Origin of the sequence: Streptomyces sp. NPDC017529, assembly GCF_044329785.1 — a bacterium.
GTDB lineage: Bacteria > Actinomycetota > Actinomycetes > Streptomycetales > Streptomycetaceae > Streptomyces.
This window is the reverse complement of sequence record NZ_JBIRJY010000028.1, coordinates 45,833-66,827: the sequence shown is the minus strand read 5'-3', so window position 1 is coordinate 66,827 and position 20,995 is coordinate 45,833. Positions and strand designations below refer to the sequence as shown.

Sequence of the window (20,995 nt, the reverse complement as noted above, 5' to 3'; positions counted from 1 at the left end):
GTACTGCAGGGGGGACCCTGTGGGAGAGTAGGACGCCGCCGAACAAATTGTGAGTGGGAAGCCCCGCACCGTATGGTGCGGGGCTTTCCGCGTTTGAGGAAGAATCCGGGGAAGCAGCGGCCGACCGGTCCGCCCGCTGACCGTTTTTTGGGTGGTTGTCCGGCGGTATCCGGACAGGGGCCCCGCGGTGTGGCGGACTGTAGTGGCCAGGTAAGGTCAGGGGGCATCGTCGGTACGTTCCCCACAGGAGGCCCCCGGGTGGAGGTCCAGGAGACGCGCGTCCAGACGGATCGTGTCCTCACCATCCCGAACATTCTGAGCATGGCTCGTCTCGTCGGCGTGCCGGTGTTCTTGTGGCTGATCCTGTGGAAGGAGTTCGGCGGCCCGGACACCAAGTACTGGGCGCTGCTCGTACTGGCGCTGAGCGGCGTCAGCGACTACCTCGACGGCAAGCTGGCCCGCCGCTGGAACCAGATCAGCAGCCTCGGCCGGATCCTCGACCCCGCCGCCGACCGGCTGTACATCCTCTCCACCCTCGTCGGCCTGACCTGGCGCGGAATCCTTCCGCTGTGGGTCACCGCGGCCCTGCTGGCACGCGAACTCATGCTGCTGATCGCGGTCGCCGCCCTCGCCCGGCACAAGTACGGCCCTCCCCAGGTGAACTTCCTGGGGAAGGCGGCTACATTCAACTTGATGTACGCGTTCCCGTTGCTGCTGCTCAGCGACGGAGAGGGTTGGCTCCACACGCTCGCTGCTATTTTCGGATGGGCGTTCGCCGGATGGGGTACAGCCCTCTACTGGTGGGCAGGGATCCTCTATGTGGTCCAGGTCCGCCGGCTCATCAAGGCGGACGCCAAGGCCGACTGAACTCGCCGCACCGGTACCCGGCCGAGACCGGGTGCCGAGAGTGGAGAACGGTAAGTCTTCCGGACGGGTGAAGTCGGCAAGACCGTCGTCTCTTTAGAGGAGGACGCTTCCGACATGAAGGCCGTTGTGATGGCCGGTGGCGAAGGCACCCGCCTTCGTCCCATGACGTCGAGTATGCCCAAGCCGCTGCTGCCGGTGGCCAACCGGCCGATCATGGAGCACGTACTGCGGCTGCTGAAGCGGCATGGACTCAGTGAGACCGTAGTGACCGTGCAATTCCTGGCGTCACTCGTCCGGAACTACTTCGGTGACGGCGAAGAGCTCGATATGGAGCTCACCTACGCCAATGAGGAAAAGCCGCTGGGGACGGCCGGCAGTGTGAAGAACGCCGAGGAGGCGCTTCGCGACGACGCTTTCCTGGTGATCTCCGGCGACGCGCTCACCGACTTCGATCTCACCGACCTGATTCGTTTCCACAAGGAGAAGGGCGCGCTCGTCACCGTCTGCCTCACGAGGGTCCCCAATCCTCTGGAATTCGGTATCACGATCGTCGACGAAGAAGGCAAGGTCGAGCGTTTCCTGGAGAAGCCGACCTGGGGCCAGGTCTTCTCCGACACGGTGAACACGGGCATCTACGTCATGGAGCCCGAGGTCTTCGACTACGTGGAGCCCGACGTCCCGGTGGACTGGTCGGGTGATGTCTTCCCGCAGCTGATGAAGGAGGGCAAGCCGGTTTACGGCTATGTCGCCGAGGGCTACTGGGAAGACGTCGGTACGCACGAGAGCTATGTGAAGGCCCAGGCCGACGTCCTCGAAGGCAAGGTCGACGTGGACATCGACGGCTTCGAGATCTCTCCGGGCGTCTGGGTCGCCGAGGGCGCCGAGGTGCATCCGGACGCGGTGCTGCGCGGGCCGCTGTACATCGGCGACTACGCCAAGATCGAGGCTGGCGCGGAGCTGCGCGAGCACACCATCGTCGGGTCGAACGTCGTCGTCAAGAGCGGCGCCTTCCTGCACAAGGCCGTGGTGCACGACAACGTGTACATCGGGCAGCAGAGCAACCTGCGCGGCTGTGTGATCGGCAAGAACACCGACATCATGCGGGCGGCGCGGATCGAGGACGGAGCCGTCATCGGCGACGAGTGTCTCGTCGGTGAGGAATCGATTGTCCAGGGCAATGTCCGGGTCTACCCGTTCAAGACCATCGAGGCCGGCGCCTTCGTCAACACCTCGGTGATCTGGGAGTCGCGCGGCCAAGCGCACCTGTTCGGCGCGCGGGGCGTGTCCGGCATCCTGAACGTCGAGATCACGCCCGAGGTGGCGGTACGGCTCGCCGGCGCGTACGCCACGACCCTGAAGAAGGGCTCCACCGTCACCACGGCCCGTGACCACTCCCGCGGCGCGCGGGCGCTGAAGCGCGCGATGATCTCCGCCCTCCAGGCCAGCGCCATCGACGTACGGGACCTGGAGAACGTGCCGCTGCCGGTCGCCCGCCAGCAGACGGCCCGGGGCAGTGCCGGCGGCATCATGGTCCGTACGACACCGGGCGTGCCGGACTCCGTCGACATCATGTTCCTCGACGAGCGGGGGGCCGACCTCTCGCTCGCGGGCCAGCGCAAGCTGGACCGGGTCTACGCGCGCCAGGAGTACCGCAGGGCCTTCCCCGGCGAGATAGGCGATCTGCACTTCCCCTCAAGCGTCTACGACTCGTACACCGGGTCGCTGCTCAGAGCCCTGGACACGGAGGGCGTCGGCGAGTCGGGCCTGAAGGTGGTCGTCGACGCCTCCAACGGCAGTGCCGGCCTGGTGCTGCCCAGCCTCCTGGGGCGGCTCGGCGTCGACTCGCTGACGATCAACCCCGGTCTCGACGAGTCCCGGCCGACGGAGACCGCCGACGCCCGGCGTTCCGGTCTGGTCCGCCTCGGGGAGATCGTGGCCTCGGCGCGGGCGGCCTTCGGGGTGCGTTTCGACCCGGTCGGCGAGCGGCTGTCGCTGGTGGACGAGCGTGGCCGGATCATCGAGGACGACCGGGCGCTGCTGGTCATGCTCGACCTGGTGGCCGCCGAGCGGCGCAGCGGGCGGGTGGCGCTGCCGGTGACCACGACCCGTATCGCGGAGCAGGTGGCCGCTTACCACGGGACGCAGGTGGAGTGGACGACCACCTCGCCCGACGACCTGACCCGGGTGGGCCGCGCGGACGACACCATCTTCGGCGGTGACGGCCGGGGCGGGTTCATCGTGCCGGAGTTCAGCAGCGTCTTCGACGGCGCGGCCGCGTTCGTACGCCTGATCGGGTTGGTGGCGCGTACGCAGCTCACGCTCAGCCAGATCGACGCGCGGATTCCGCGTGCCCATGTGCTCAAGCGCGACCTGGCGACGCCGTGGGCGGTCAAGGGCCTGGTCATGCGCCATGTGGTGGAGGCCGCGGGCGACCGGTCGGTGGACACGACCGACGGCGTACGGGTGGTGGAGGCCGACGGCCGCTGGGTGCTGGTGCTGCCGGACCCGGCGGAGGCCGTCACCCATCTGTGGGCGGAGGGGCCGGACGACGCCTCGGCGCAGCAGTTGCTGGACGAGTGGTCCGCGGTGGTGGACAGCGCGGGCCGCTGATCACCCGCCGGGCGTACCCGCGCCCGGACGAACCCGATGGTCCCACCGGCGCGCCGCGATTCGGCACGCCGGTGGGGCCATTGGGTGACTGCGGCGCCGACGTGCGACGATGTGCGGCATGTCGCAGCAGCGCCCCGATCGGAGCACCCCGCACCAGGCTTCGCGCCCCGATGCCTCGATGTCGCTGCTGACCAACGTCATGGACCACGCCCTGGACGACGGGTACGCGGAGGCGTCGGCGCGCAAGGCCGAGGCCGGGACGCGCGGCCTTCCCCGTACGCTGCGGGCGAAGTTGGGGCTGGCGGCGGGCCTGGTGCTCGCCGCGGTGGTGGTGACGGTCGGCGCCGCCCAGGCGCGGATATCGGCGCCCACCCTGGCCAAGGAGCGCGAAGAGCTCATCAACCGCATCGAGCACGGCACGGCCGACGCCGACGCGGTACAGAAGCGGGTCGACGCGCTCCGCGACGACGTGGGTGCCATGCAGCGCGAGGCGTTGAAGAAGCACGGCGGCGACAAGGCCGAGCTGCTGGCGCTGCTGGCCGGTGCGACGCAGGTGGCCGGGCCCGGGGTGAAGCTCGTCGTCGACGACGCCAAGTCGGCGCAGTCCGGTGGCGGCGGCCCGCGCGAGAGCAGCGGGTTCTCGGACACCGGGCGGCTGCGCGACCGTGATCTGCAGCGGGTCGTCAACGGCCTGTGGGCGTCCGGCGCCGAAGCCGTCTCCGTCAACGGGCAGCGGCTCACCTCCCTCTCGGCGATCAGAGCCGCGGGAGACGCCATACTGGTCGACAACAAGCCGCTGGTGCCGCCGTACACGGTGCTGGCGGTGGGGAACGGGCACAAGCTCAGTACCGCGTTCCAGGACAGTGCGGACGGTCAGTACCTGGACGTCCTGCGCAAGAACTACGGGATTCGTACGAAGATTTCCGCCGAGAACGAGGTCACGCTGCCGCCCGCGCCCAGTTTGATCGTACGTACAGCACAGCCGAAGGCCGGTGCCGCGGGCGGCGCCGACACAGGGAAGGGCACATCGTGATCGCCGTACTGGGCCTCATCGTGGGAGTCGTGGTCGGACTTGTGGTCCGACCCGTGGTGCCGACGGTGGTCGAGCCCTACCTGCCGATCGCTGTCGTCGCGGCGCTGGACGCCGTCTTCGGCGGTCTGCGCGCGATGCTGGACGGCATCTTCGACGACAAGGTCTTCGTCGTCTCGTTCCTGTCCAACGTGGTGGTCGCCGCGCTCATCGTCTTCCTCGGCGACAAGCTCGGCGTCGGCGCTCAACTGTCCACCGGTGTGGTCGTCGTACTGGGCATCCGCATCTTCTCGAACGCCGCGGCCATCCGCCGGCACGTCTTCAGGGCCTGATGCCGATGGCTACGGACGAGAACCCCGAGCGGGACGGGACGCCGGAGCCCGGCCGGCCGGCGCGGCCGGAGGGCGAGCACGGGCCCGACCGGCCGGCCGACCGGCGGCCGCTGCCTCCGGAGAGCCGGTCGGCCGAGCGGCAGGCGGACGGGAAGGACGCCGGGGAGCAGGCGCGGGAGGAGGGCACGGAGGGGGCCGCGAAGCCCGTCGCGCCGGAGCCGGCGATGACCGGCCGGCAGCGTCTGGTGGCCGGTCTGTGGCCGCCGCGGCTGACCCGGGCCCAACTGATCGTCGCCCTGCTGCTGTTCATTCTCGGTCTCGGCCTCGCGATTCAGGTACGTTCCACGAGTGACAGCAGTGCACTGAGGGGTGCGCGACAGGAGGATCTGGTGCGCATCCTGGATGAATTGGACAACCGCTCGCAGCGCCTGACGGATGAACAGCGCAGGCTGGAAGGCCAGAAGACCGAGCTGGAGAACAGCTCGGACCAGGCCGAGGAGGCCCGTAAGCAGACCGTGGAGAAGGAGCAGCAGCTCGGTGTGCTGGCGGGGACGGTGGCGGCCCAGGGGCCGGGCATCAACCTCACCATCACCGACTCGACGCACTCCGTCGAGGCGGACAAACTTCTGGACACCATTCAGGAGTTGCGGGCGGCCGGTGCCGAGGCCATCCAGATCAACGACGTGCGGGTCGTGGCCGACTCCTACGTCACGGATGTCCGCGGCGGCGTGGAGGTCGACGGGAAGCGGGTCGCCCAGCCGTACCGCTTCAAGGTGATCGGCAAGCCCCAGGACCTGGAACCGGCGCTGAACATCCCTGGCGGAGTGGTGCAGACTTTGGAAAAGGAGCAGGCCACTGTGTCTGTGAGCCGTGACGAGAAGATCATTGTGGACGCCTTGCGAGAGGCGAAGCGGCCTGACTACGCTCGGTCGTCATCGCGGTGAGCGGGCCACGTATGGGGAGGGCCCGGCCAGGGCATGAGGCAGCGGGGGGTCGGCGCACCGTTCGGGTGGTGCGTGGTGGAAACTGTGTGGAGGCCACGGACGTTCACTGGATGTCCGGATCGGCCGGTGTGTGCATCGAGGGTTCGTCCTGCCCCACGGGCGGGTCTGTTTCGTTCAAGGGGAATCGCCCGTGAAGTTGTTTGCAAAGCTGTTCGGCAAGAGCGCACGCCAGGAGGGTGGCAGCGGCTCGGCTAAGCACCGTGCCCAGGGCCGGCCCGATGAGGGCGGCGCCGCTCAGGAGCGCCCGCTCTTCCGCGACCAGGTCGGCGGCGCCGGTGCCGGGTCTGTTGACCCCTCCGTGCCCGGCCGCATAGGTTCCCAGGGACCGTCGGCCGCTAGCACGGGTGGAGGGGTTGCCTTGCCGGTGTGTACGAGGTGCGGGCACCGGAACGCCGAGGCGAGCCGGTTCTGCTCCAACTGCGGAGCTCCGCTGCGCCCCGGGGCGCAGGCCGAGCGTGCCTCCGAGACGACCTCGACCATCTCGATCTCGGGACTTGAGGCGTACGACGCGGAGACGACGGGGCAGACGCCGATCCCGTCGCTGTCCCCCGAGGCCCAGGCGGCCGTCGAGGCGCTGCCCATGGGCTCGGCCCTGCTGGTCGTGCGCCGGGGGCCGAACTCGGGCAGCCGTTTCCTGCTGGACGGCGACCTGACGACGGCGGGCCGGCACCCGCAGAGCGACATCTTCCTGGACGACGTGACGGTCTCGCGCCGCCACGTGGAGTTCCGCCGCGGCCAGGACGGCGGCTTCACGGTCGCCGACGTCGGCAGCCTGAACGGCACGTACGTCAACCGTGAGCGGATCGACTCGGTGCCGCTCGCCAACGGCGACGAGGTCCAGATCGGCAAGTTCCGGCTGGTCTTCTACGCGAGCCAGCGGGGCGTCGGGTTCTGACCGGCCAGGGAAGGCATATGCACCGCACTGGGCCGGGCGGTGCCGGGTCTGCCGGCACCGCCGCCTCGGACGGCAAGCTGATGAGCATCGGCACGGTGCTCAACACGCTGCGCGACGAGTTCCCCGAGGTGACCATCTCCAAGATCCGCTTCTTGGAGGCCGAGGGGCTCGTCGAGCCCCGGCGCACGCCGTCCGGGTACCGCAAGTTCAGTACGGAGGACGTCGCCCGGCTGGCGGCGGTCCTGCGCATGCAGCGGGACCACTATCTTCCGCTGAAAGTGATCCGCGAGCACCTCGACGCCTTGGCGCGCGGCGAACAGGTGCAGCTGCCGGCCCCTGCCGCGCCCGCGGGCGAGCTGCTCGGCAGCCTGGGCGAGCCGGCCGGCGACCTGCCCACGGCGGCCCGCATCGGCCGCGCGGAGCTGCTGGCCGCCGCGGAGGTCGAGGAGGCGGAGCTCGCCGACTGGGAGGCGTACGGGCTCATCGTTCCGGACGCCGACGGTGGGTACGACATCGAGGCCGTCACGGTCGCCAAACTTGTCGCGGAACTGGGGCGTTTCGGACTCGAACCCCGCCATTTGCGCGCGGTGAAGGCGGCGGCCGAGCGGGAGGCCAACCTGGTCGAGCAGGTCGTGGCACCGTTGCGCCGGCACCGCAACCCGCAGACCAGGCAGCATGCCGAGACCACCGCCAGGGAGCTGGCCACACTGTCCGTGCGGCTGCACGCCGCACTGGTCCAGTCCGCCCTGCGTGTCCGGCTGACGTGAGCAATGGGTGGCCCGACTACCCAAACCGGCCGGGCACGTCCTAGGGTTGCTGTGTGAACGAGCTCGATGTCGTGGGTGTCCGGGTGGAAATGCCTTCCAACCAACCGATCGTGCTCCTACGGGAGGTAGGAGGCGACCGTTACCTGCCCATTTGGATCGGGCCGGGGGAGGCCACCGCCATCGCCTTCGCCCAGCAGGGGATGGCCCCTGCCAGGCCGCTGACGCACGACCTCTTCAAGGACGTGCTGGAAGCGGTGGGCCAGGAACTGACCCAGGTCCGCATCACGGACCTGCGCGAGGGGGTCTTCTATGCGGAACTGGTATTCGCCAGTGGTGTCGAGGTCAGCGCCCGCCCGTCCGACGCCATAGCGCTGGCGCTGCGCACCGGTACGCCGATCTACGGGACCGACGGGGTCCTCGACGACGCGGGGATCGCCATCCCGGACGAGCAGGAGGACGAGGTGGAGAAGTTCCGCGAGTTCCTCGACCAGATCTCGCCCGAGGACTTCGGCACCAACAGCCAGTGAGCCGGGTTGCGCGGAGGGCCGCCTCCCGTGCATTCGAGTAGCCTTTCCCCGTCCGGGGGCACGAGAAACCACTCGCAGGGTGATTATCACTCGGCGTGGCGAGCGCGGCGATCGTTGACGCACCCCGAGTGACTGCATACCGTCGATAGGGCAGGTCCCGTCCGGGACGTGGAGGACGGAGGTCGGCGTGGCAATCACCGGCGACGGTACGGCGGCGGAAGGGGCGTTGCCGCTCCACTCCGGGGCTGCTGAGCGCACCCCGGCACAGACTGCCGCGGTGCCGGGGGACCGCGGGGCGGAAACCATCGGCTACCGCGGTCCGACGGCGTGCGCGGCCGCGGGCATCACCTACCGCCAGCTCGACTACTGGGCCCGTACGGGGCTCGTCGAGCCCAGCGTGCGGCCCGCCTACGGGTCGGGCACCCAGCGGCTCTACAACTTCCGGGACGTCGTCGTCCTGAAGATCGTCAAGCGCCTGCTGGACACCGGGGTCTCCCTCCAGAACATCCGCACCGCGGTCCGGCACCTGCGCTCGCGCGGGCTGTCCGACCTGGCGAGGATGACGTTGATGAGCGACGGCGCGACGGTCTACGAATGCACCTCGCCCGACGAGGTCGTCGACCTGCTCCAAGGCGGGCAGGGCGTCTTCGGCATCGCGGTCGGCGTGGTGTGGCGCGACGTGGAGGGCGCGCTGTCGCAGCTCCACGGCGAGCGCGTGGACACCGGCGAGACGCTGGTCCGGCACAACCCCCACGACGAACTGGCGCGGCGGCGCAACCGGGCGGGCTGAGCCGGGCGTACCGGGCCCGGGTGCCGGGCGGCCGCGTACGCCCGTCACGGCGGTCTGTCGCGCCCCTGTGGCCCCAGAGAGCACCCACTACGCCCCTCGGGCCCCACCAGCCTCCTCCAACCCCTCCAGGGCGTCGCGGAGCGTTTTCCGTGCCGTCCGCCGGGGCCGGTCGGCGCGATTGTCAGTGGTGTGGGGGAGCATCGGTCGTGTGAGACGTGCGCCGACGATCCTGCATCTGGACATGGATGCGTTCTACGCGGCCGCCGAGCAGGCGGCCAAGCCGAGCCTGCGCGGAAAGCCCGTGGTGGTCGGCGGCATCGGTCCGCGCGGCGTGGTCTCCACGGCGTCGTACGAGGCCCGGGTCTTCGGGGTGCGCTCGGCCATGCCCACGGCCCAGGCCCGCCGGCTCTGCCCGAACGCGGCCTACCTGACCCCGCGCTTCAGCCTGTACCGCCAGGTGAGCGACCAGGTCATGGAACTGCTCCACGAACTGTCGCCGCTGGTGGAGCCGCTCAGCCTGGACGAGGCGTTCGTGGACCTGGAGGCGGGCGGCGTCGCGGCGGACACCCGGTCCGCGCGTGCGGTGGGCGAGCGGCTGCGGCAGGAGATCAGACAGCGGACGGGCCTGACCGGTTCGGTGGGCCTGGCCGGGGCCAAGATGCTCGCCAAGATCGCCTCCGAGCAGGCCAAGCCGGACGGCCTCGTGGTCATCGAGCCGGGCAGCGAGCGCGAGATGCTCGGGCCGATGACGGTGCGCACACTGCCCGGCGTGGGCCCGGCCACCGCGGAGACGCTGCGCCGGGCGGGCATCCACACGGTCGCCGAGACGGCCGAGGCGGGCGAGGCGGAGCTCGTCCGGCTGCTGGGCAGGGCGCACGGCGCCGGGCTGTACGCGATGGCGCTCGGGCGCGACGAGCGGCCCGTGGTCGCGGAGCGGGACGCGAAGTCCATATCGGTCGAGGACACCTTCGACGTGGACCTGACGGACCGGACGCGGGTGCGGGCCGAGCTGACGCGGCTGGCGGACCGGTGCGTGCAGCGGCTGCGGGCGGCCGGGCGGTCGGGGCGGACGGTCGTGATCAAGGTGCGTAACTACGACTTCTCGACGCTGACCAGGTCGGAGACGTTGCGCGGTCCCACGGACGACCCGGGGGTGGTGCGGGAGGCCGCGGCCCGGCTGCTGGACCTGGTGGACACCACGGGAGGCGTACGGCTGCTGGGGGTGGGGGTGACCGGTCTGGCGGACTTCACGCAGGAGGACCTGTTCGCCCAGTTGGCGACGGAGAAGGCTGCCCGGGAGGAGGCCGAGAGGGAGCGCCGGGCGGTCGACGAGGCCGTGCGGGAGGCCGCCGGCGAGCCCGAGCCCGAGCGGCCGCGCAGCTGGCTGCCCGGGCTTGACGTGTGGCATGACGAGTACGGGGCCGGTTGGGTGCAAGGCAGCGGCGTGGGGCGGGTGACCGTCCGGTTCGAGCAGCCGTGGTCCGCGCCGGGGCGGGTGCGCACCTTTCCCGTCGGCGATCCGGCGCTGCGGCCGGGGGAGCCGCTGCCGCTGGTGGGCGGGCCGCCGGACGAACCCCGGGCCCCCGCCCCTCAGTCCTCGGTGCCGGCGACGCGGCCGAATTCCGTGTCGGCCGGCGCGGCGTCCGAGCCGGGTACCGGGTCGGGGGCCGGGATGTCCAGCCGGTAGTGGTGGTAGAGCTGTAGTTCCTGCTCGGGCGAAAGATGGCGGCCGACACCGAAGTCCGGCGCATCTCTGATCAGCTTGCGGTCGTAGGGGACGTGCAGCGCTTCGCCGACCAGGTCGCTGGGCTCCAGGGGCACGAACGCGTCCCGGCTGAAGATCCCGGTGCGTACGGCCGCCCATTCCGGTTCGCCGGTCGCGTCGTCCAGATACACCTCGTCGACGGTGCCGATCTTGGTTCCGTTTCTGTCGAACGCCTTGCGGCCGATCAAGCTGCGGGGATCGATATCGGTCTGCACGGTCCCTCCAAGTGGTCGCAACTGCCTTGTGACAACTACCAAAGGGCACAATTCATGCCCTGGCCACTCGAAGGAACGTCCGTAAGCCGCGCTGGTAGGCTGGCGAACGGCTGCTGACCCCATGCGGGAGAGTCCCTTGCCGATCATGGCGGGGGCGCCGAAGGAGCAACTCCTCCCCGGAATCTCTCAGGCTCACGTACCGCATGGACGAGGTCACTCTGGAAAGCAGGGCGGGCCACGGTCGGGCACAGCGCCGGGACCCCTCCTCACCGACGGTGAAAGCCGGTGCCGCGTGCGGGACCGGTGAAGCTCTCAGGTTGAGATGACAGAGGGGGAGGCCGTCCGGGCACCAGCGCCGTGGTGCCCCGCGTAGGTCGAAACGACCAGGAGGCCCCCGCAGATGACCACCAATCGCATCTCCTTGACCGAACTCGAACGAGGTACCCCGTTCGAGCAGCGGCACATCGGCCCGGGGCCGGAGGCCCAGGCCAAGATGCTCGCGCAGGTCGGATTCGGATCGCTGGACGAGCTCACCGCGGCCGCGGTACCTGATGTGATCAAGAGCGCGGAGGCGCTGAACCTGCCCCAGGGCCGTACGGAAGCCGAGGTCCTGGACGAGCTGCGGGCACTCGCGGACCGCAACCAGGTGCTCGCCCCGATGATCGGGCTCGGGTACCACGGTACGTTCACCCCGCCGGTGATCCTGCGGAACGTGATGGAGAACCCGGCCTGGTACACCGCGTACACCCCGTACCAGCCGGAGATCTCCCAGGGGCGGCTCGAAGCGCTGCTCAACTTCCAGACCATGGTCGCCGACCTGACCGGACTGCCGACCTCCGGCGCCTCCCTACTGGACGAGGGCACGGCCGCCGCCGAGGCGATGGCCCTCGCGCGGCGGGTGGGCAAGGTCAAGCAGGGCGTCTTCCTGGTCGACGCCGACTGCCTGCCGCAGACCATCGCCGTGATCGAGACCCGCGCCGAGCCGACCGGCGTCGAGGTCGTGGTGGCCGACCTGTCCGAGGGCATCCCGGCGGAGGTGGCCGAGCGCGGCGTCTTCGGCGTGCTCCTCCAGTACCCCGGCGCCTCCGGTGCCGTACGGGACCCCCGCGCCGTCATCGAGCAGGCGCACGGACTCGGCGCGATCGTCACCGTCGCCGCCGACCTGCTGGCGCTGACGCTGCTGACCTCGCCGGGCGAGCTGGGCGCGGACATCGCGGTCGGCACCACGCAGCGCTTCGGCGTCCCGCTGGGCTTCGGCGGCCCGCACGCCGGGTTCATGGCCGTACGGGAGAAGTTCGCCCGCAGCCTGCCCGGCCGCCTGGTGGGTGTCTCGGTGGACGCCGACGGCAACAAGGCGTACCGGCTCGCCCTCCAGACGCGCGAGCAGCACATCCGCCGGGAGAAGGCCACCAGCAACATCTGCACCGCGCAGGTGCTGCTCGCGGTGATGGCGGGCATGTACGCCGTGTACCACGGTCCCGACGGACTCGCGGCCATCGCGCGGCGTACGCACCGCTACGCCGCCGTACTGGCCGAGGGGCTGCGCGCCGGCGGGGCCGAGGTCGTGCACGGCGCGTACTTCGACACGCTGACCGTGCGGGTGCCGGGCCGGGCCGCCGAAACCGTCGCCGCGGCCCGCGAGGCCGGGGTCAACCTGCGGCTGGTCGACGCCGACCTGGTGGGCATCGCCTGCGACGAGACCACCGGGCGCGCGCAGGTGCACGCGGTGTGGCGGGCGTTCGGCGTCCAGGGCGACATCGAGTCGCTCGACGCGACGGCGGCCGAGGCGCTGCCGGACGGGCTGCTGCGCGGCGACGCGTACCTGACGCACCCCGTCTTCCACCAGCACCGTTCCGAGACCGCGATGCTGCGCTACCTGCGCCGTCTGTCGGACAAGGACTACGCGCTGGACCGCGGCATGATCCCGCTCGGCTCGTGCACGATGAAGCTGAACGCGACGACCGAGATGGAGCCGGTCACCTGGCCCGAGTTCGGGCAGCTGCACCCCTTCGCGCCGGTCGAGCAGGCCCAGGGCTACCTCACGCTCATCGCGGAGCTGGAGGAGCGGCTGGCCGAGATCACCGGCTACGACAAGGTCTCCATCCAGCCGAACGCCGGCTCGCAGGGCGAACTGGCCGGCCTGCTGGCGGTACGGGCGTACCACCGGGCCAACGGCGACGAGCAGCGCACCGTCTGCCTGATCCCGTCCTCGGCGCACGGCACCAACGCCGCCAGCGCCGTGATGGCCGGCATGAAGGTCGTCGTCGTCAAGACCGGCGAGGACGGCGAGGTGGACACCGACGACCTGCACGCCAAGATCGAGCAGCACCGTGACCAGCTCGCGGTGCTGATGGTCACCTACCCGTCCACGCACGGCGTGTTCGAGGAGCACATCACGCAGATCTGCGCGGCGGTGCACGACGCGGGCGGCCAGGTGTACGTGGACGGCGCCAACCTCAACGCGCTGGTCGGGCTCGCCGAGCCCGGCAAGTTCGGCGGCGACGTCTCGCACCTGAACCTGCACAAGACCTTCTGCATTCCGCACGGCGGCGGCGGTCCCGGCGTCGGCCCGGTCGGCGTACGCGCCCACCTGGCGCCGTACCTGCCCAACCACCCGCTGCAGCCCACCGCGGGCCCGGAGACGGGGGTGGGCCCCATCTCCGCGGCGCCGTGGGGTTCCGCGGGCATACTTCCCATTTCCTGGGCGTACGTCCGGCTGATGGGTGGCGAGGGCCTCAAGCGCGCCACCCAGGTCGCGGTGCTCGGCGCCAACTACATCGCCAAGCGCCTGGAGCCGCACTACCCCGTGCTCTACACAGGCCCCGGCGGGCTGGTCGCGCACGAGTGCATCATCGACGTACGGCCGCTGACGAAGGCGACCGGCGTCAGCATCGACGACGTCGCCAAGCGGCTGATCGACTACGGCTTCCACGCACCGACGATGTCGTTCCCGGTGGCCGGCACGTTGATGATCGAGCCGACCGAGAGTGAGAACCTGGACGAACTCGACCGTTTCTGCGACGCGATGATCGCGATTCGCGCGGAGATCGACAAGGTCGGCTCGGGGGAGTGGGCCAAGGACGACAACCCGCTGCGCAACGCCCCGCACACGGCGGCGGCGCTGGGCGGCGAGTGGTCGCACCCGTACACCCGCGAGGAGGCGGTCTTCCCGGCCGGTGCCGGGGCGGCGGAGAAGTACTGGCCGCCGGTGCGCCGGATCGACGGCGCGTTCGGTGACCGCAACCTCGTCTGCTCCTGCCCGCCGCTGGAGGAGTACGACGGCTGATCATCCGCCGTCGGTGCGCGCCACCCGCGGTGGCGCGCACGCGAAGGGCCCTCGGCGAAGCCGCCGGGGGCCCTGTTCTCTGTCGTGCAGTGTTTTGGTGTTGTCCGGTGCTTTCTGTCCCGCTGTGCGGTTTTTGGTGCAGTGCCTCGTGTGGTCAGGCGGCGGTCGCCACCTGCGGCGTGCCCAGCGTCCGGTGCGGCGCGATGACCTGGCCGTCCGGCAGCAGTTCACCGGTGTCCTCGAAGAGGAGGACACCGTTGCACAGCAGGCTCCAGCCCTGCTCCGGGTGGTGCGCCACGAGATGGGCGGCCTCCCGGTCGGCGGAGTCTGCGGTCGGGCACGGCGGTTGGTGCTGGCACATGGATGAAGTCTTTCGCTGCGATGTGGGCTGATTCGTCCTGCGGCTCGACGAGATGCTCATGGCCGCTCCCCCGTTTCAGTAGGTCGATACCAGTGTTGCCCCACGGGCCGGATTCCGCAGGGATTTGGCTGCAGCGGCACTCACTAGATAATGACGCATCACCCGTGCGGTCGGTTCAGTTCAAGTGTGCGGAATCGGTGGGGGGTTGGGATGGGGCGGACGCGTACTCCGCGCGGGTGAGCGCAGCGGAGCGCCCCGCGTCCGTGACGGGCGCGGGGCGCGATCCTGTGAGGCAGTGTGCTCCTGTGCGCGGTTGCGGTGGTGCGACCTCGGCCGTTCGCCGCACAGAACCCCTGCGAGACCTCAGGCGGGCGAGCTCAGCAGGGGTACGGGCGCCAGGCGCAGGGTCAGCCGGGGCAGCAGATCCGCCACCCGGTGGGGCCGGTGGGCGGCGATGCCCGGCGGGGCCGGTGCCAGCGGTACGAGAAAATCACCCGGTGCGAGCGCACCCTCGGACCCGTCCGCACCGGTGTCGTGGTGCAGCCACAGGGTGAGCATGTACAGCTCCGGCACCGACAGCAGACGTGGCTGGTATGCGGCGGTGACGGACTCCGCCTGACGCAGTGCCCGTTCGGTCGATGTGACGTAGGGACCCTCGCAGAAATGCGAGAAGGTCCAGCCGTCGGCGGTGAGCATGGCTTCCGCGGTCGCCACGGCCCGTTCGCCGCTACGGATCAGGAACCGCCAGCCGGCCAGCCGGGTGCGGGGCGGCCCGGCGGGGTGGCTGATGTCGTCCAACACGTGCACAGGTAGGGGGAGTTCGGCACTGAGCGGGCCCTGGTGGGCACGGAGGGCGGGGGTACGGGCCTCGCGTACGGCGGTGGGGGAGCCGAGGGCGGCGAGGACGCTGCGGAGGGCAGGCGCGGGGGCAGGGGGAACATGCAGCGGCATGGTGGGTCGCCTCTCACTTGGGAGACACGGTGGTGCTGGGCAAGTGCGGACGGCGTCGTCAGCGTGCGGGGTCAGAGCGCCAGAGCGTGGCCGACCGGGGATGTCGGCCCGGCGGGGTCAGCCGCATTGCCACAGCCCCGGTGCAACACCGCGACGCTGGGCGCCAACTCTCTGCCTCGTCAGCGAAGTTTATACGACGAGTGTTCACCAAGTGTTTCGTCTAGCGGCTTCGCGGATTACCGGCAAGGCGGAATCCGGACCGGCCGGCGAGGTGTTTTCGGTGCCTTTGCGCGGTGCGCAACCCGGCGGCCTCGCATTTCGCCGTGAACATGGTAGGCCGGAACTGGACGGTCTTTTTCCGGATCACGACGCCTTTCCCTCCGAGGGCAATGCGCCGGACTCTGGTCGCGACGGTATGCCCTCGGAATGTGCCAGGGCGCCCGTCCCTTGGAGCTTATCGTTTCCGGCGCATGTCCGAGGCGTTATCGATCGGATTGCCGGGCATCATCGACCGTAGCGCGATCGCCTGGCGCCGCCGGGGAGCCCCGGCGGCACCGAGAGCCCCCGGCGTCACGGCAGGTCCTGCGCGGCCCGCGGCGCCGGACCCGTCGATACGAGGAGGGACGCTCCGATGGGGGAGAAGGTTGCGGCGGGCGGCATCGATCTCACCGACCGGCAACGGTATCGCAGAAAGCTGTACGAGTGTCTGACGGGATTGCGGAGACTCCTGGACGACAAGCGGTTCGACCGCCCCAAGAACCTCATGGGGCTGGAGATCGAATTGAACCTGGCCGGGCCCGACGGCATGCCGCGGATGATGAACTCGCAGGTCCTGGAGCGCATCGCGAGCCGGGATTTCCAGACGGAACTGGCACAGTGCAATCTTGAAGTGAATATCCTCCCGCACCGGCTGTCCGGGCGCGTTCTCGACCAGCTCGCCGAAGAACTCCGCACGGGTCTGGCCTATGCCGACCGCAAGGCGGCCGAAGTGGCCGCCCGCATCGTGATGATCGGTATTCTGCCGACCCTCGCCGCCGAGGACCTGGTCGCCTCCAACCTTTCGGAGATCGATCGTTACGTACTGCTCAACGACCAGATGAGGGCCGCTCGCGGCGAGGACTTCCAGATCGACCTGGAGGGCGTGGAGCGCTTGGTCTCCTCGTCGGCCTCCATCGCGCCCGAGGCCGCGTGCACCTCGGTGCAGCTGCACCTCCAGGTCACGCCGAACCGTTTCGCCGCGGTCTGGAACGCGGCCCAGGCCATCGCCGCCGTACAGATCGCGGTCGGCGCCAACTCGCCCTTCGTCTTCGGCCGCGAGCTGTGGCGCGAGTCCCGCCCGCCGGTGTTCCAGCAGGCCACCGACGTCCGGCCGCCGGAACTGCGGGCCCAGGGCGTCCGTCCGCGCACCTGGTTCGGGGAGCGCTGGATCGACGCGCCCCTCGACCTCTTCGAGGAGAACCTGCGGTTCTTCCCGCCGCTGCTGCCGATCCACTCGGACGAGGAGCCGCTCGCCGTACTCGACGGGGGCGGGGTGCCGAGCCTGGCGGAACTGGTGCTGCACAACGGCACCGTCTACCGCTGGAACCGGCCGGTGTACGGCGTGGCCGACGGCGTACCGCACCTCAGGGTCGAGAACCGGGTGCTGCCAGCGGGCCCCACCGTCACCGACGTCATCGCCAACACGGCCTTCTATTACGGGTTGGTCCGCACCCTGGCCGAGGAACCGCGCCCGGTGTGGACCCGGATGCCGTTCGCCGCAGCGGCGGAGAACTTCGACACCGCCTGCCGCCGCGGCATCGACGCCGTACTGAAGTGGCCGCGCCCCGGCCGCTCCGGCGGCCTCGCCGACGTCTCCGCCGTACGCCTGGTACGCCAGGACCTGCTGCCCATGGCCGCCGCCGGCCTGGACTCCTGGGGCGTCGAACCGGCCGACCGGGACCACTACCTGGGCGTCATCGACGCACGCTGCCGCCGCCGCGTCAACGGCGCGTCCTGGCAGGCGGCCGCCTACCACCACGCCCTCGCGCGCGGTCTGGACCGCGGCGCGGCACTGGCCGCGATGACCCAGCGCTACAGCGAACTGATGCACACGGGCGAGCCGGTACACGCCTGGCCCGTCGAGTGGTCGGCTGCGCCGGTGGGGGCCGGGTGGGGCTGAGGCGGACCGGTGCCGCCGGTGGGTGACGGCGGTGGCGGGGCGCGGCGCCCGTAGGTGAGCGCAGGGGCCCGGCGCCGCCGGACCGGCGCCCGTGCTACTCGTTGTGGAGATGTCGGGCAAGCTATGACGTTCCATGGCGGTAGTGCGGAACTGGAGGCAGCTGTGCAGTCGGACGCGAGTCCCGTGACCGGTGCGGAAACCCCGGGCCCAGGGAGGCCGGAGCCGGGCGGGAGCCTGGACGGCGGGCTTTCGCGGCGGCTGCTGCGCAGCGAGACGGTGCTCGTCCTGGCGCTTTCGCTCGGCGCCAGCGGCGTGTCCGCGCTCATCAGCTTCGTCGGGTCGCTGACCAAGCCCGGCGGGCTCAAGGACCAGGCCGCCATGCTCAACTCCTCGCACGCGCCGGGCCGCCCCTGGCTCGACCTGGCCTGGCAGGTGTTCGGCATCGCCACCGCGCTGGTGCCCGTGGCGCTGGTGGCGCACTTCCTGCTGCGGGAGCGCGCCGGCGGCCTGCACGCGATCGGTTTCGACCGGCTGAAGCCCGGTTTCGACCTGGGCCGGGGCGCCGGCGTCGCGGCGGTCATCGGGGGCAGCGGGCTGCTGCTCTACCTGGGGGCGCGGGCGGCCGGCTTCAACCTGACGGTGGTGCCGGAGTCGCTGCCCGGCGTGTGGTGGAAGTTCCCGGTGCTGATCGCCTCCGCCGTACAGAACGCCGTGGTGGAGGAGGTCATCGTCGTCGGGTACCTGCTCCGCAGGCTCGGGCAGCTGCGGTGGGCCCCGGTGGCGGCACTGCTGGCGAGTTCGGTGCTGCGCGGCTCGTACCACCTCTACCAGGGGATCGGCGGGTTCTTCGGGAACATGGTCATGGGCGTGATCTTCGTGGTGCTGTACCGGCGGTGGGGGCGGGTCGGCCCGCTGGTCGCCGCGCACGCGCTGATCGACGTCGTGGCGTTCCTGGGGTACGCGCTGCTGGCGGGGAAGGTGGGGTGGCTGCCCACGGTGTGAGGGGCGGGCCCGGCCCGGTGCCGGGCCCGTAACGGCCTCAGGGGGCGACGAGGAGTTCGCCGTCGATGACGGTGACGGCCGAGCCGGTGAGCAGCGTACGGTCGTCGCGCAGCGCGACACGTACCAGGCCGGTGCGGCGGGCCGGGCCCTGGAGGCCGGTGAGTTCGTTCCGGCCCAGCCGGGCCGCCCAGAACGGGGCGAGGGCGGTGTGCGCGCTGCCCGTCACCGGGTCCTCGTCGATGCCCACGGCCGGGAAAAAGCAGCGGGTGGCGAAGTCGTAGCCGCCGTCGGGCGCTTCGGCCCCGGCGGTGGCGATCACACCGCGGCCGCCGACCCCGGCGAGGGCCTTGAGGTCCGGCTCCAGCGCCCGTACCGACTTCTCGTCGGCCAGCTCGACGAGGAGATCGCCGACGTTCTCACCGGTGTCGAACGCGCAACGGATCTCGGCCCCCAGCGCCTCGGCGACGACCGGCGACACGTCGACCGGAGTCAACGGGGCCGTCGGGAAGTCCATGGTGACCGAGCCGCCGGAGCCGGCCACCGTGGTCAGCACGCCGCTGCGGGTGGCGAAGCGGACCGTTCCGGTGGCGGTCGCGGTGGTGTCCAGGACGTGCGCGGTGGCCAAAGTGGCGTGCCCGCACATGTTCACCTCGGTGGCCGGGGTGAACCAGCGCAGCGCCCAGTCGGCGTCACCGCCCGCGGGCAGCGGATGGGCGAAGGCGGTCTCGGCGAGGTTGACCTCGGCGGCGACGTGCTGGAGCCAGCCGTCGTCGGGGAAGCCGTCGGCGTCGAGCAGCACGACTCCGGCGGGGTTGCCGCCGAAGGGGCGGTCGGTGAAGGCGTCAACGATGCGAATCTTCATGGCCTGAGACTATGGGGCCACATTGATTCCACCCAAGGCCAATCCGCGGTAAGTGGACTTACTTGAGTGTGAACTCGGGACGGGTGGCGGCTTGCTGACTGCGTATCCCTGGGTCCAGTTTGTCGAACCGGTCGCCTGAGCGGCCCGGCAGTTCAGAGCGCGGTGAGCGGTTCGGCCTGGTGGGCCCGGTGCAGCAGTTCCAGGAAGGACGGGGCTTCGGGGATGGGCACGGAGCCGATCCGGTGTACCGCCACCCCCGGCGTCCAGGAGTTCATGACCACGGCTCCGGCCAGCGCCGGCAGGTCGGCGGGAGTGACCTCCCGGACGCGCTGGGGGACACCGAGACGGTCCAGTTGCCGCCGGACGACGCCCATCATGGTCCCGCCCAGCATCTCGGCCTCGGGCCACACGACCGCGCTGCCGTCCCAGAAGGCGAGGTTCCAGATCGTGCCCTCGCTGAGGCGGCCGCGGCGGTCCACGAAGGCGGCGTCGTCGAAGCCCTGGCCGACGGCCTGCCGGAGGAGGTACGTCTTGGCCACCTCGCCGACGTGCTTCACGGCCGGCAGGACCCGCTCGTACTCGACCGTCGCCAGCGCCAGCGGACCCTCCGGGCCGTTCGCGGCCGGCCCGGTCCATACCAGCACCTCGGGCTCCACCTCGGTACCGGCCGCGGTGAATTCGCCCCGGGAGGAGTACAGCGTGGCCGTGAGCGAGAGGTCCGCCGGGCCGGACTCCAGCGCCGTCCGCAGGTAGGACCGCACCCGGTCGTCCGGTACGGTCCGGCCGAACAGCTTCACCGAGGCGGACCTGAGCCGTTCGAGGTGGAGGTCGAGGCCCCGGATCCGGCCCCCGCGCACCTGTACGGCGGTGAAGTGCGCGTAGCCCGCGAAGGCGAGCGGGGCCAGGTCCCCGGCGGTCGCCGTCCGGCCGTTGAGTTGTGCCACGAAAGAGGTCATGTCGTCATCCCGGCGGGTAGGTCGTACGGAATGTTCACTCGGGGGGAGAGGTTAAAGCTTCACATCGATGACAAGGTCAAACGGGGATGGAGCACGGCACATGCTGATCGGGGAGTTGTCCCGGCGTACCGGCGTGAACGCGCGGCTGTTGCGGTACTACGAGGCGCAGGGACTGCTCGAAGCCCGGCGTGGCCTCAACGGCTACCGCGACTACGACGAGGGCGCGGTGGTCGCCGTGCGGCAGGTCCGGGCGCTGCTGCAAGCGGGCCTGTCCACCGAGGTGATCCGCGCGGTACTGCCGTGCGCCCGGGGCGAGCAGCCGCAGTTCGAGATGTGCGGGGAAGTGCGGTCCATCCTCAGCCGGGAGTTGGCGGCCACGGACGAACGCATCGACGACCTCCGGCGAAGCCGCGGCGCTCTCGCGGGTCTCCTGGCACAGGCCTGAGCGAGCCGAACCGTCACCTGAGCGAGCCGAACCGTCACCTGAGCCCGTGAGGGGCGCCGGCGCGGCCCGGATCGTCCGGACGTGGCCGACTCGCGCCCCGGCATTGTCATCCGAACAGTTCCGATATATCGTTGAAGCATCGCGACCGATCAACGCGATGTCGCGAAAGGCC

Annotated in this window: 19 protein-coding genes and 1 riboswitch; of the genes, 14 read left to right on the top strand and 5 right to left on the bottom strand. The window is 70.5% G+C overall.

Annotated elements, in window-relative coordinates:
- Positions 1–258: 258 nt before the first annotated feature.
- From ACH4K4_RS35865 to ACH4K4_RS35820, 10 genes are all read left to right on the top strand, one after another.
- Positions 259–867, top strand: a complete 609-nt coding sequence (locus ACH4K4_RS35865; RefSeq protein WP_398173581.1) for a CDP-alcohol phosphatidyltransferase family protein — start codon at positions 259–261, stop codon at positions 865–867.
- A gap of 114 nt (positions 868–981) precedes the next feature.
- Positions 982–3,477: a sugar phosphate nucleotidyltransferase gene (locus ACH4K4_RS35860; protein ID WP_398173579.1), complete on the top strand. Its 2,496-nt coding sequence runs from the start codon at positions 982–984 to the stop codon at positions 3,475–3,477.
- A gap of 118 nt (positions 3,478–3,595) precedes the next feature.
- Positions 3,596–4,510: a DUF881 domain-containing protein gene (locus ACH4K4_RS35855; protein ID WP_398173577.1), complete on the top strand. Its 915-nt coding sequence runs from the start codon at positions 3,596–3,598 to the stop codon at positions 4,508–4,510.
- The gene (locus ACH4K4_RS35850) at positions 4,507–4,839 is read left to right on the top strand and encodes a small basic family protein (protein WP_003984969.1); all 333 of its coding nucleotides are present in this window, start codon (positions 4,507–4,509) and stop codon (positions 4,837–4,839) included. Before ACH4K4_RS35855 ends, ACH4K4_RS35850 begins: the two co-directional genes overlap by 4 nt.
- Positions 4,839–5,783: a DUF881 domain-containing protein gene (locus ACH4K4_RS35845; protein ID WP_398173575.1), complete on the top strand. Its 945-nt coding sequence runs from the start codon at positions 4,839–4,841 to the stop codon at positions 5,781–5,783. The genes ACH4K4_RS35850 and ACH4K4_RS35845 overlap by 1 nt, the downstream gene beginning before the upstream one ends.
- A 106-nt stretch (positions 5,784–5,889) precedes the next feature.
- A complete protein-coding gene (locus tag ACH4K4_RS35840) occupies positions 5,890–6,738 on the top strand; it encodes an FHA domain-containing protein (protein ID WP_360139265.1) in 849 nt (282 codons plus the stop codon).
- A 17-nt stretch (positions 6,739–6,755) separates the two neighbouring features.
- Positions 6,756–7,505 carry a MerR family transcriptional regulator gene (locus tag ACH4K4_RS35835; RefSeq protein WP_398173573.1) on the top strand — a complete coding sequence of 250 codons (750 nt, stop codon included), beginning with the start codon at positions 6,756–6,758 and terminating at the stop codon, positions 7,503–7,505.
- A gap of 53 nt (positions 7,506–7,558) precedes the next feature.
- The gene (locus ACH4K4_RS35830) at positions 7,559–8,032 is read left to right on the top strand and encodes a bifunctional nuclease family protein (protein ID WP_003984965.1); all 474 of its coding nucleotides are present in this window, start codon (positions 7,559–7,561) and stop codon (positions 8,030–8,032) included.
- Between the two features lie 187 nt (positions 8,033–8,219).
- Positions 8,220–8,822 carry a MerR family transcriptional regulator gene (locus tag ACH4K4_RS35825; protein WP_398173571.1) on the top strand — a complete coding sequence of 201 codons (603 nt, stop codon included), beginning with the start codon at positions 8,220–8,222 and terminating at the stop codon, positions 8,820–8,822.
- A 208-nt stretch (positions 8,823–9,030) separates the two neighbouring features.
- The gene (locus tag ACH4K4_RS35820) at positions 9,031–10,509 is read left to right on the top strand and encodes a DNA polymerase IV (RefSeq protein ID WP_398173569.1); all 1,479 of its coding nucleotides are present in this window, start codon (positions 9,031–9,033) and stop codon (positions 10,507–10,509) included.
- On the opposite strand, the gene ACH4K4_RS35815 is transcribed toward ACH4K4_RS35820, so the two are convergent.
- On the bottom strand, positions 10,413–10,802 hold the full coding sequence (locus ACH4K4_RS35815; protein WP_398173567.1) for a PRC-barrel domain-containing protein: 390 nt from the start codon (positions 10,800–10,802) through the stop codon (positions 10,413–10,415). The genes ACH4K4_RS35820 and ACH4K4_RS35815 overlap by 97 nt on opposite strands.
- A 114-nt stretch (positions 10,803–10,916) precedes the next feature.
- Positions 10,917–11,014, top strand: a riboswitch (glycine riboswitch).
- 188 nt (positions 11,015–11,202) lie between these two features.
- On the opposite strand from ACH4K4_RS35815, the gene gcvP reads away from it, so the two are divergent.
- Positions 11,203–14,088, top strand: a complete 2,886-nt coding sequence (gcvP, locus tag ACH4K4_RS35810) for an aminomethyl-transferring glycine dehydrogenase (protein ID WP_398173565.1) — start codon at positions 11,203–11,205, stop codon at positions 14,086–14,088.
- 154 nt (positions 14,089–14,242) lie between these two features.
- Here the strand turns inward: gcvP and ACH4K4_RS35805 are convergent, their stop codons facing one another.
- Both ACH4K4_RS35805 and ACH4K4_RS35800 read right to left on the bottom strand, forming a co-directional pair.
- Positions 14,243–14,449, bottom strand: coding sequence for a DUF5999 family protein (locus ACH4K4_RS35805; protein WP_360139235.1), 207 nt, complete (start codon positions 14,447–14,449; stop codon positions 14,243–14,245).
- A gap of 363 nt (positions 14,450–14,812) precedes the next feature.
- On the bottom strand, positions 14,813–15,400 hold the full coding sequence (locus tag ACH4K4_RS35800; RefSeq protein ID WP_398173563.1) for a hypothetical protein: 588 nt from the start codon (positions 15,398–15,400) through the stop codon (positions 14,813–14,815).
- A gap of 631 nt (positions 15,401–16,031) precedes the next feature.
- On the opposite strand from ACH4K4_RS35800, the gene ACH4K4_RS35795 reads away from it, so the two are divergent.
- Together ACH4K4_RS35795 and ACH4K4_RS35790 are read left to right on the top strand one after the other, a co-directional pair.
- Positions 16,032–17,558, top strand: a complete 1,527-nt coding sequence (locus ACH4K4_RS35795; RefSeq protein WP_398173561.1) for a glutamate-cysteine ligase family protein — start codon at positions 16,032–16,034, stop codon at positions 17,556–17,558.
- A gap of 162 nt (positions 17,559–17,720) precedes the next feature.
- Positions 17,721–18,560, top strand: coding sequence for a CPBP family intramembrane glutamic endopeptidase (locus tag ACH4K4_RS35790; protein ID WP_398173559.1), 840 nt, complete (start codon positions 17,721–17,723; stop codon positions 18,558–18,560).
- 37 nt (positions 18,561–18,597) lie between these two features.
- On the opposite strand, the gene ACH4K4_RS35785 is transcribed toward ACH4K4_RS35790, so the two are convergent.
- Positions 18,598–19,422 (bottom strand): PhzF family phenazine biosynthesis protein, encoded by an 825-nt coding sequence (locus ACH4K4_RS35785; protein ID WP_398173557.1) that lies wholly within the window; start codon positions 19,420–19,422, stop codon positions 18,598–18,600.
- Between the two features lie 152 nt (positions 19,423–19,574).
- The gene (locus ACH4K4_RS35780; protein ID WP_398173555.1) at positions 19,575–20,378 is read right to left on the bottom strand and encodes an aminotransferase class IV family protein; all 804 of its coding nucleotides are present in this window, start codon (positions 20,376–20,378) and stop codon (positions 19,575–19,577) included.
- 100 nt (positions 20,379–20,478) lie between these two features.
- Between ACH4K4_RS35780 and ACH4K4_RS35775 the strand changes: the two genes are divergently transcribed.
- Positions 20,479–20,823, top strand: a complete 345-nt coding sequence (locus ACH4K4_RS35775) for a MerR family transcriptional regulator (protein WP_398173553.1) — start codon at positions 20,479–20,481, stop codon at positions 20,821–20,823.
- Positions 20,824–20,995: the final 172 nt, after the last annotated feature.

Bases quoted from the DNA above. Each gene is read 5' to 3' on its own strand.
- ACH4K4_RS35860 (WP_398173579.1), top strand. From the start codon at position 982: ATGAAGGCCGTTGTGATGGCCGGTGGCGAAGGCACCCGCCTTCGTCCC.
- ACH4K4_RS35855 (WP_398173577.1), top strand. From the start codon at position 3,596: ATGTCGCAGCAGCGCCCCGATCGGAGCACCCCGCACCAGGCTTCGCGC.
- ACH4K4_RS35845 (WP_398173575.1), top strand. From the start codon at position 4,839: ATGCCGATGGCTACGGACGAGAACCCCGAGCGGGACGGGACGCCGGAG.
- ACH4K4_RS35835 (WP_398173573.1), top strand. From the start codon at position 6,756: ATGCACCGCACTGGGCCGGGCGGTGCCGGGTCTGCCGGCACCGCCGCC.
- gcvP (WP_398173565.1), top strand. From the start codon at position 11,203: ATGACCACCAATCGCATCTCCTTGACCGAACTCGAACGAGGTACCCCG.
- ACH4K4_RS35805 (WP_360139235.1), bottom strand. From the start codon at position 14,449: ATGTGCCAGCACCAACCGCCGTGCCCGACCGCAGACTCCGCCGACCGG.
- ACH4K4_RS35800 (WP_398173563.1), bottom strand. From the start codon at position 15,400: ATGCCGCTGCATGTTCCCCCTGCCCCCGCGCCTGCCCTCCGCAGCGTC.
- ACH4K4_RS35795 (WP_398173561.1), top strand. From the start codon at position 16,032: ATGGGGGAGAAGGTTGCGGCGGGCGGCATCGATCTCACCGACCGGCAA.
- ACH4K4_RS35785 (WP_398173557.1), bottom strand. From the start codon at position 19,422: ATGAAGATTCGCATCGTTGACGCCTTCACCGACCGCCCCTTCGGCGGC.
- ACH4K4_RS35780 (WP_398173555.1), bottom strand. From the start codon at position 20,378: ATGACCTCTTTCGTGGCACAACTCAACGGCCGGACGGCGACCGCCGGG.
- ACH4K4_RS35775 (WP_398173553.1), top strand. From the start codon at position 20,479: ATGCTGATCGGGGAGTTGTCCCGGCGTACCGGCGTGAACGCGCGGCTG.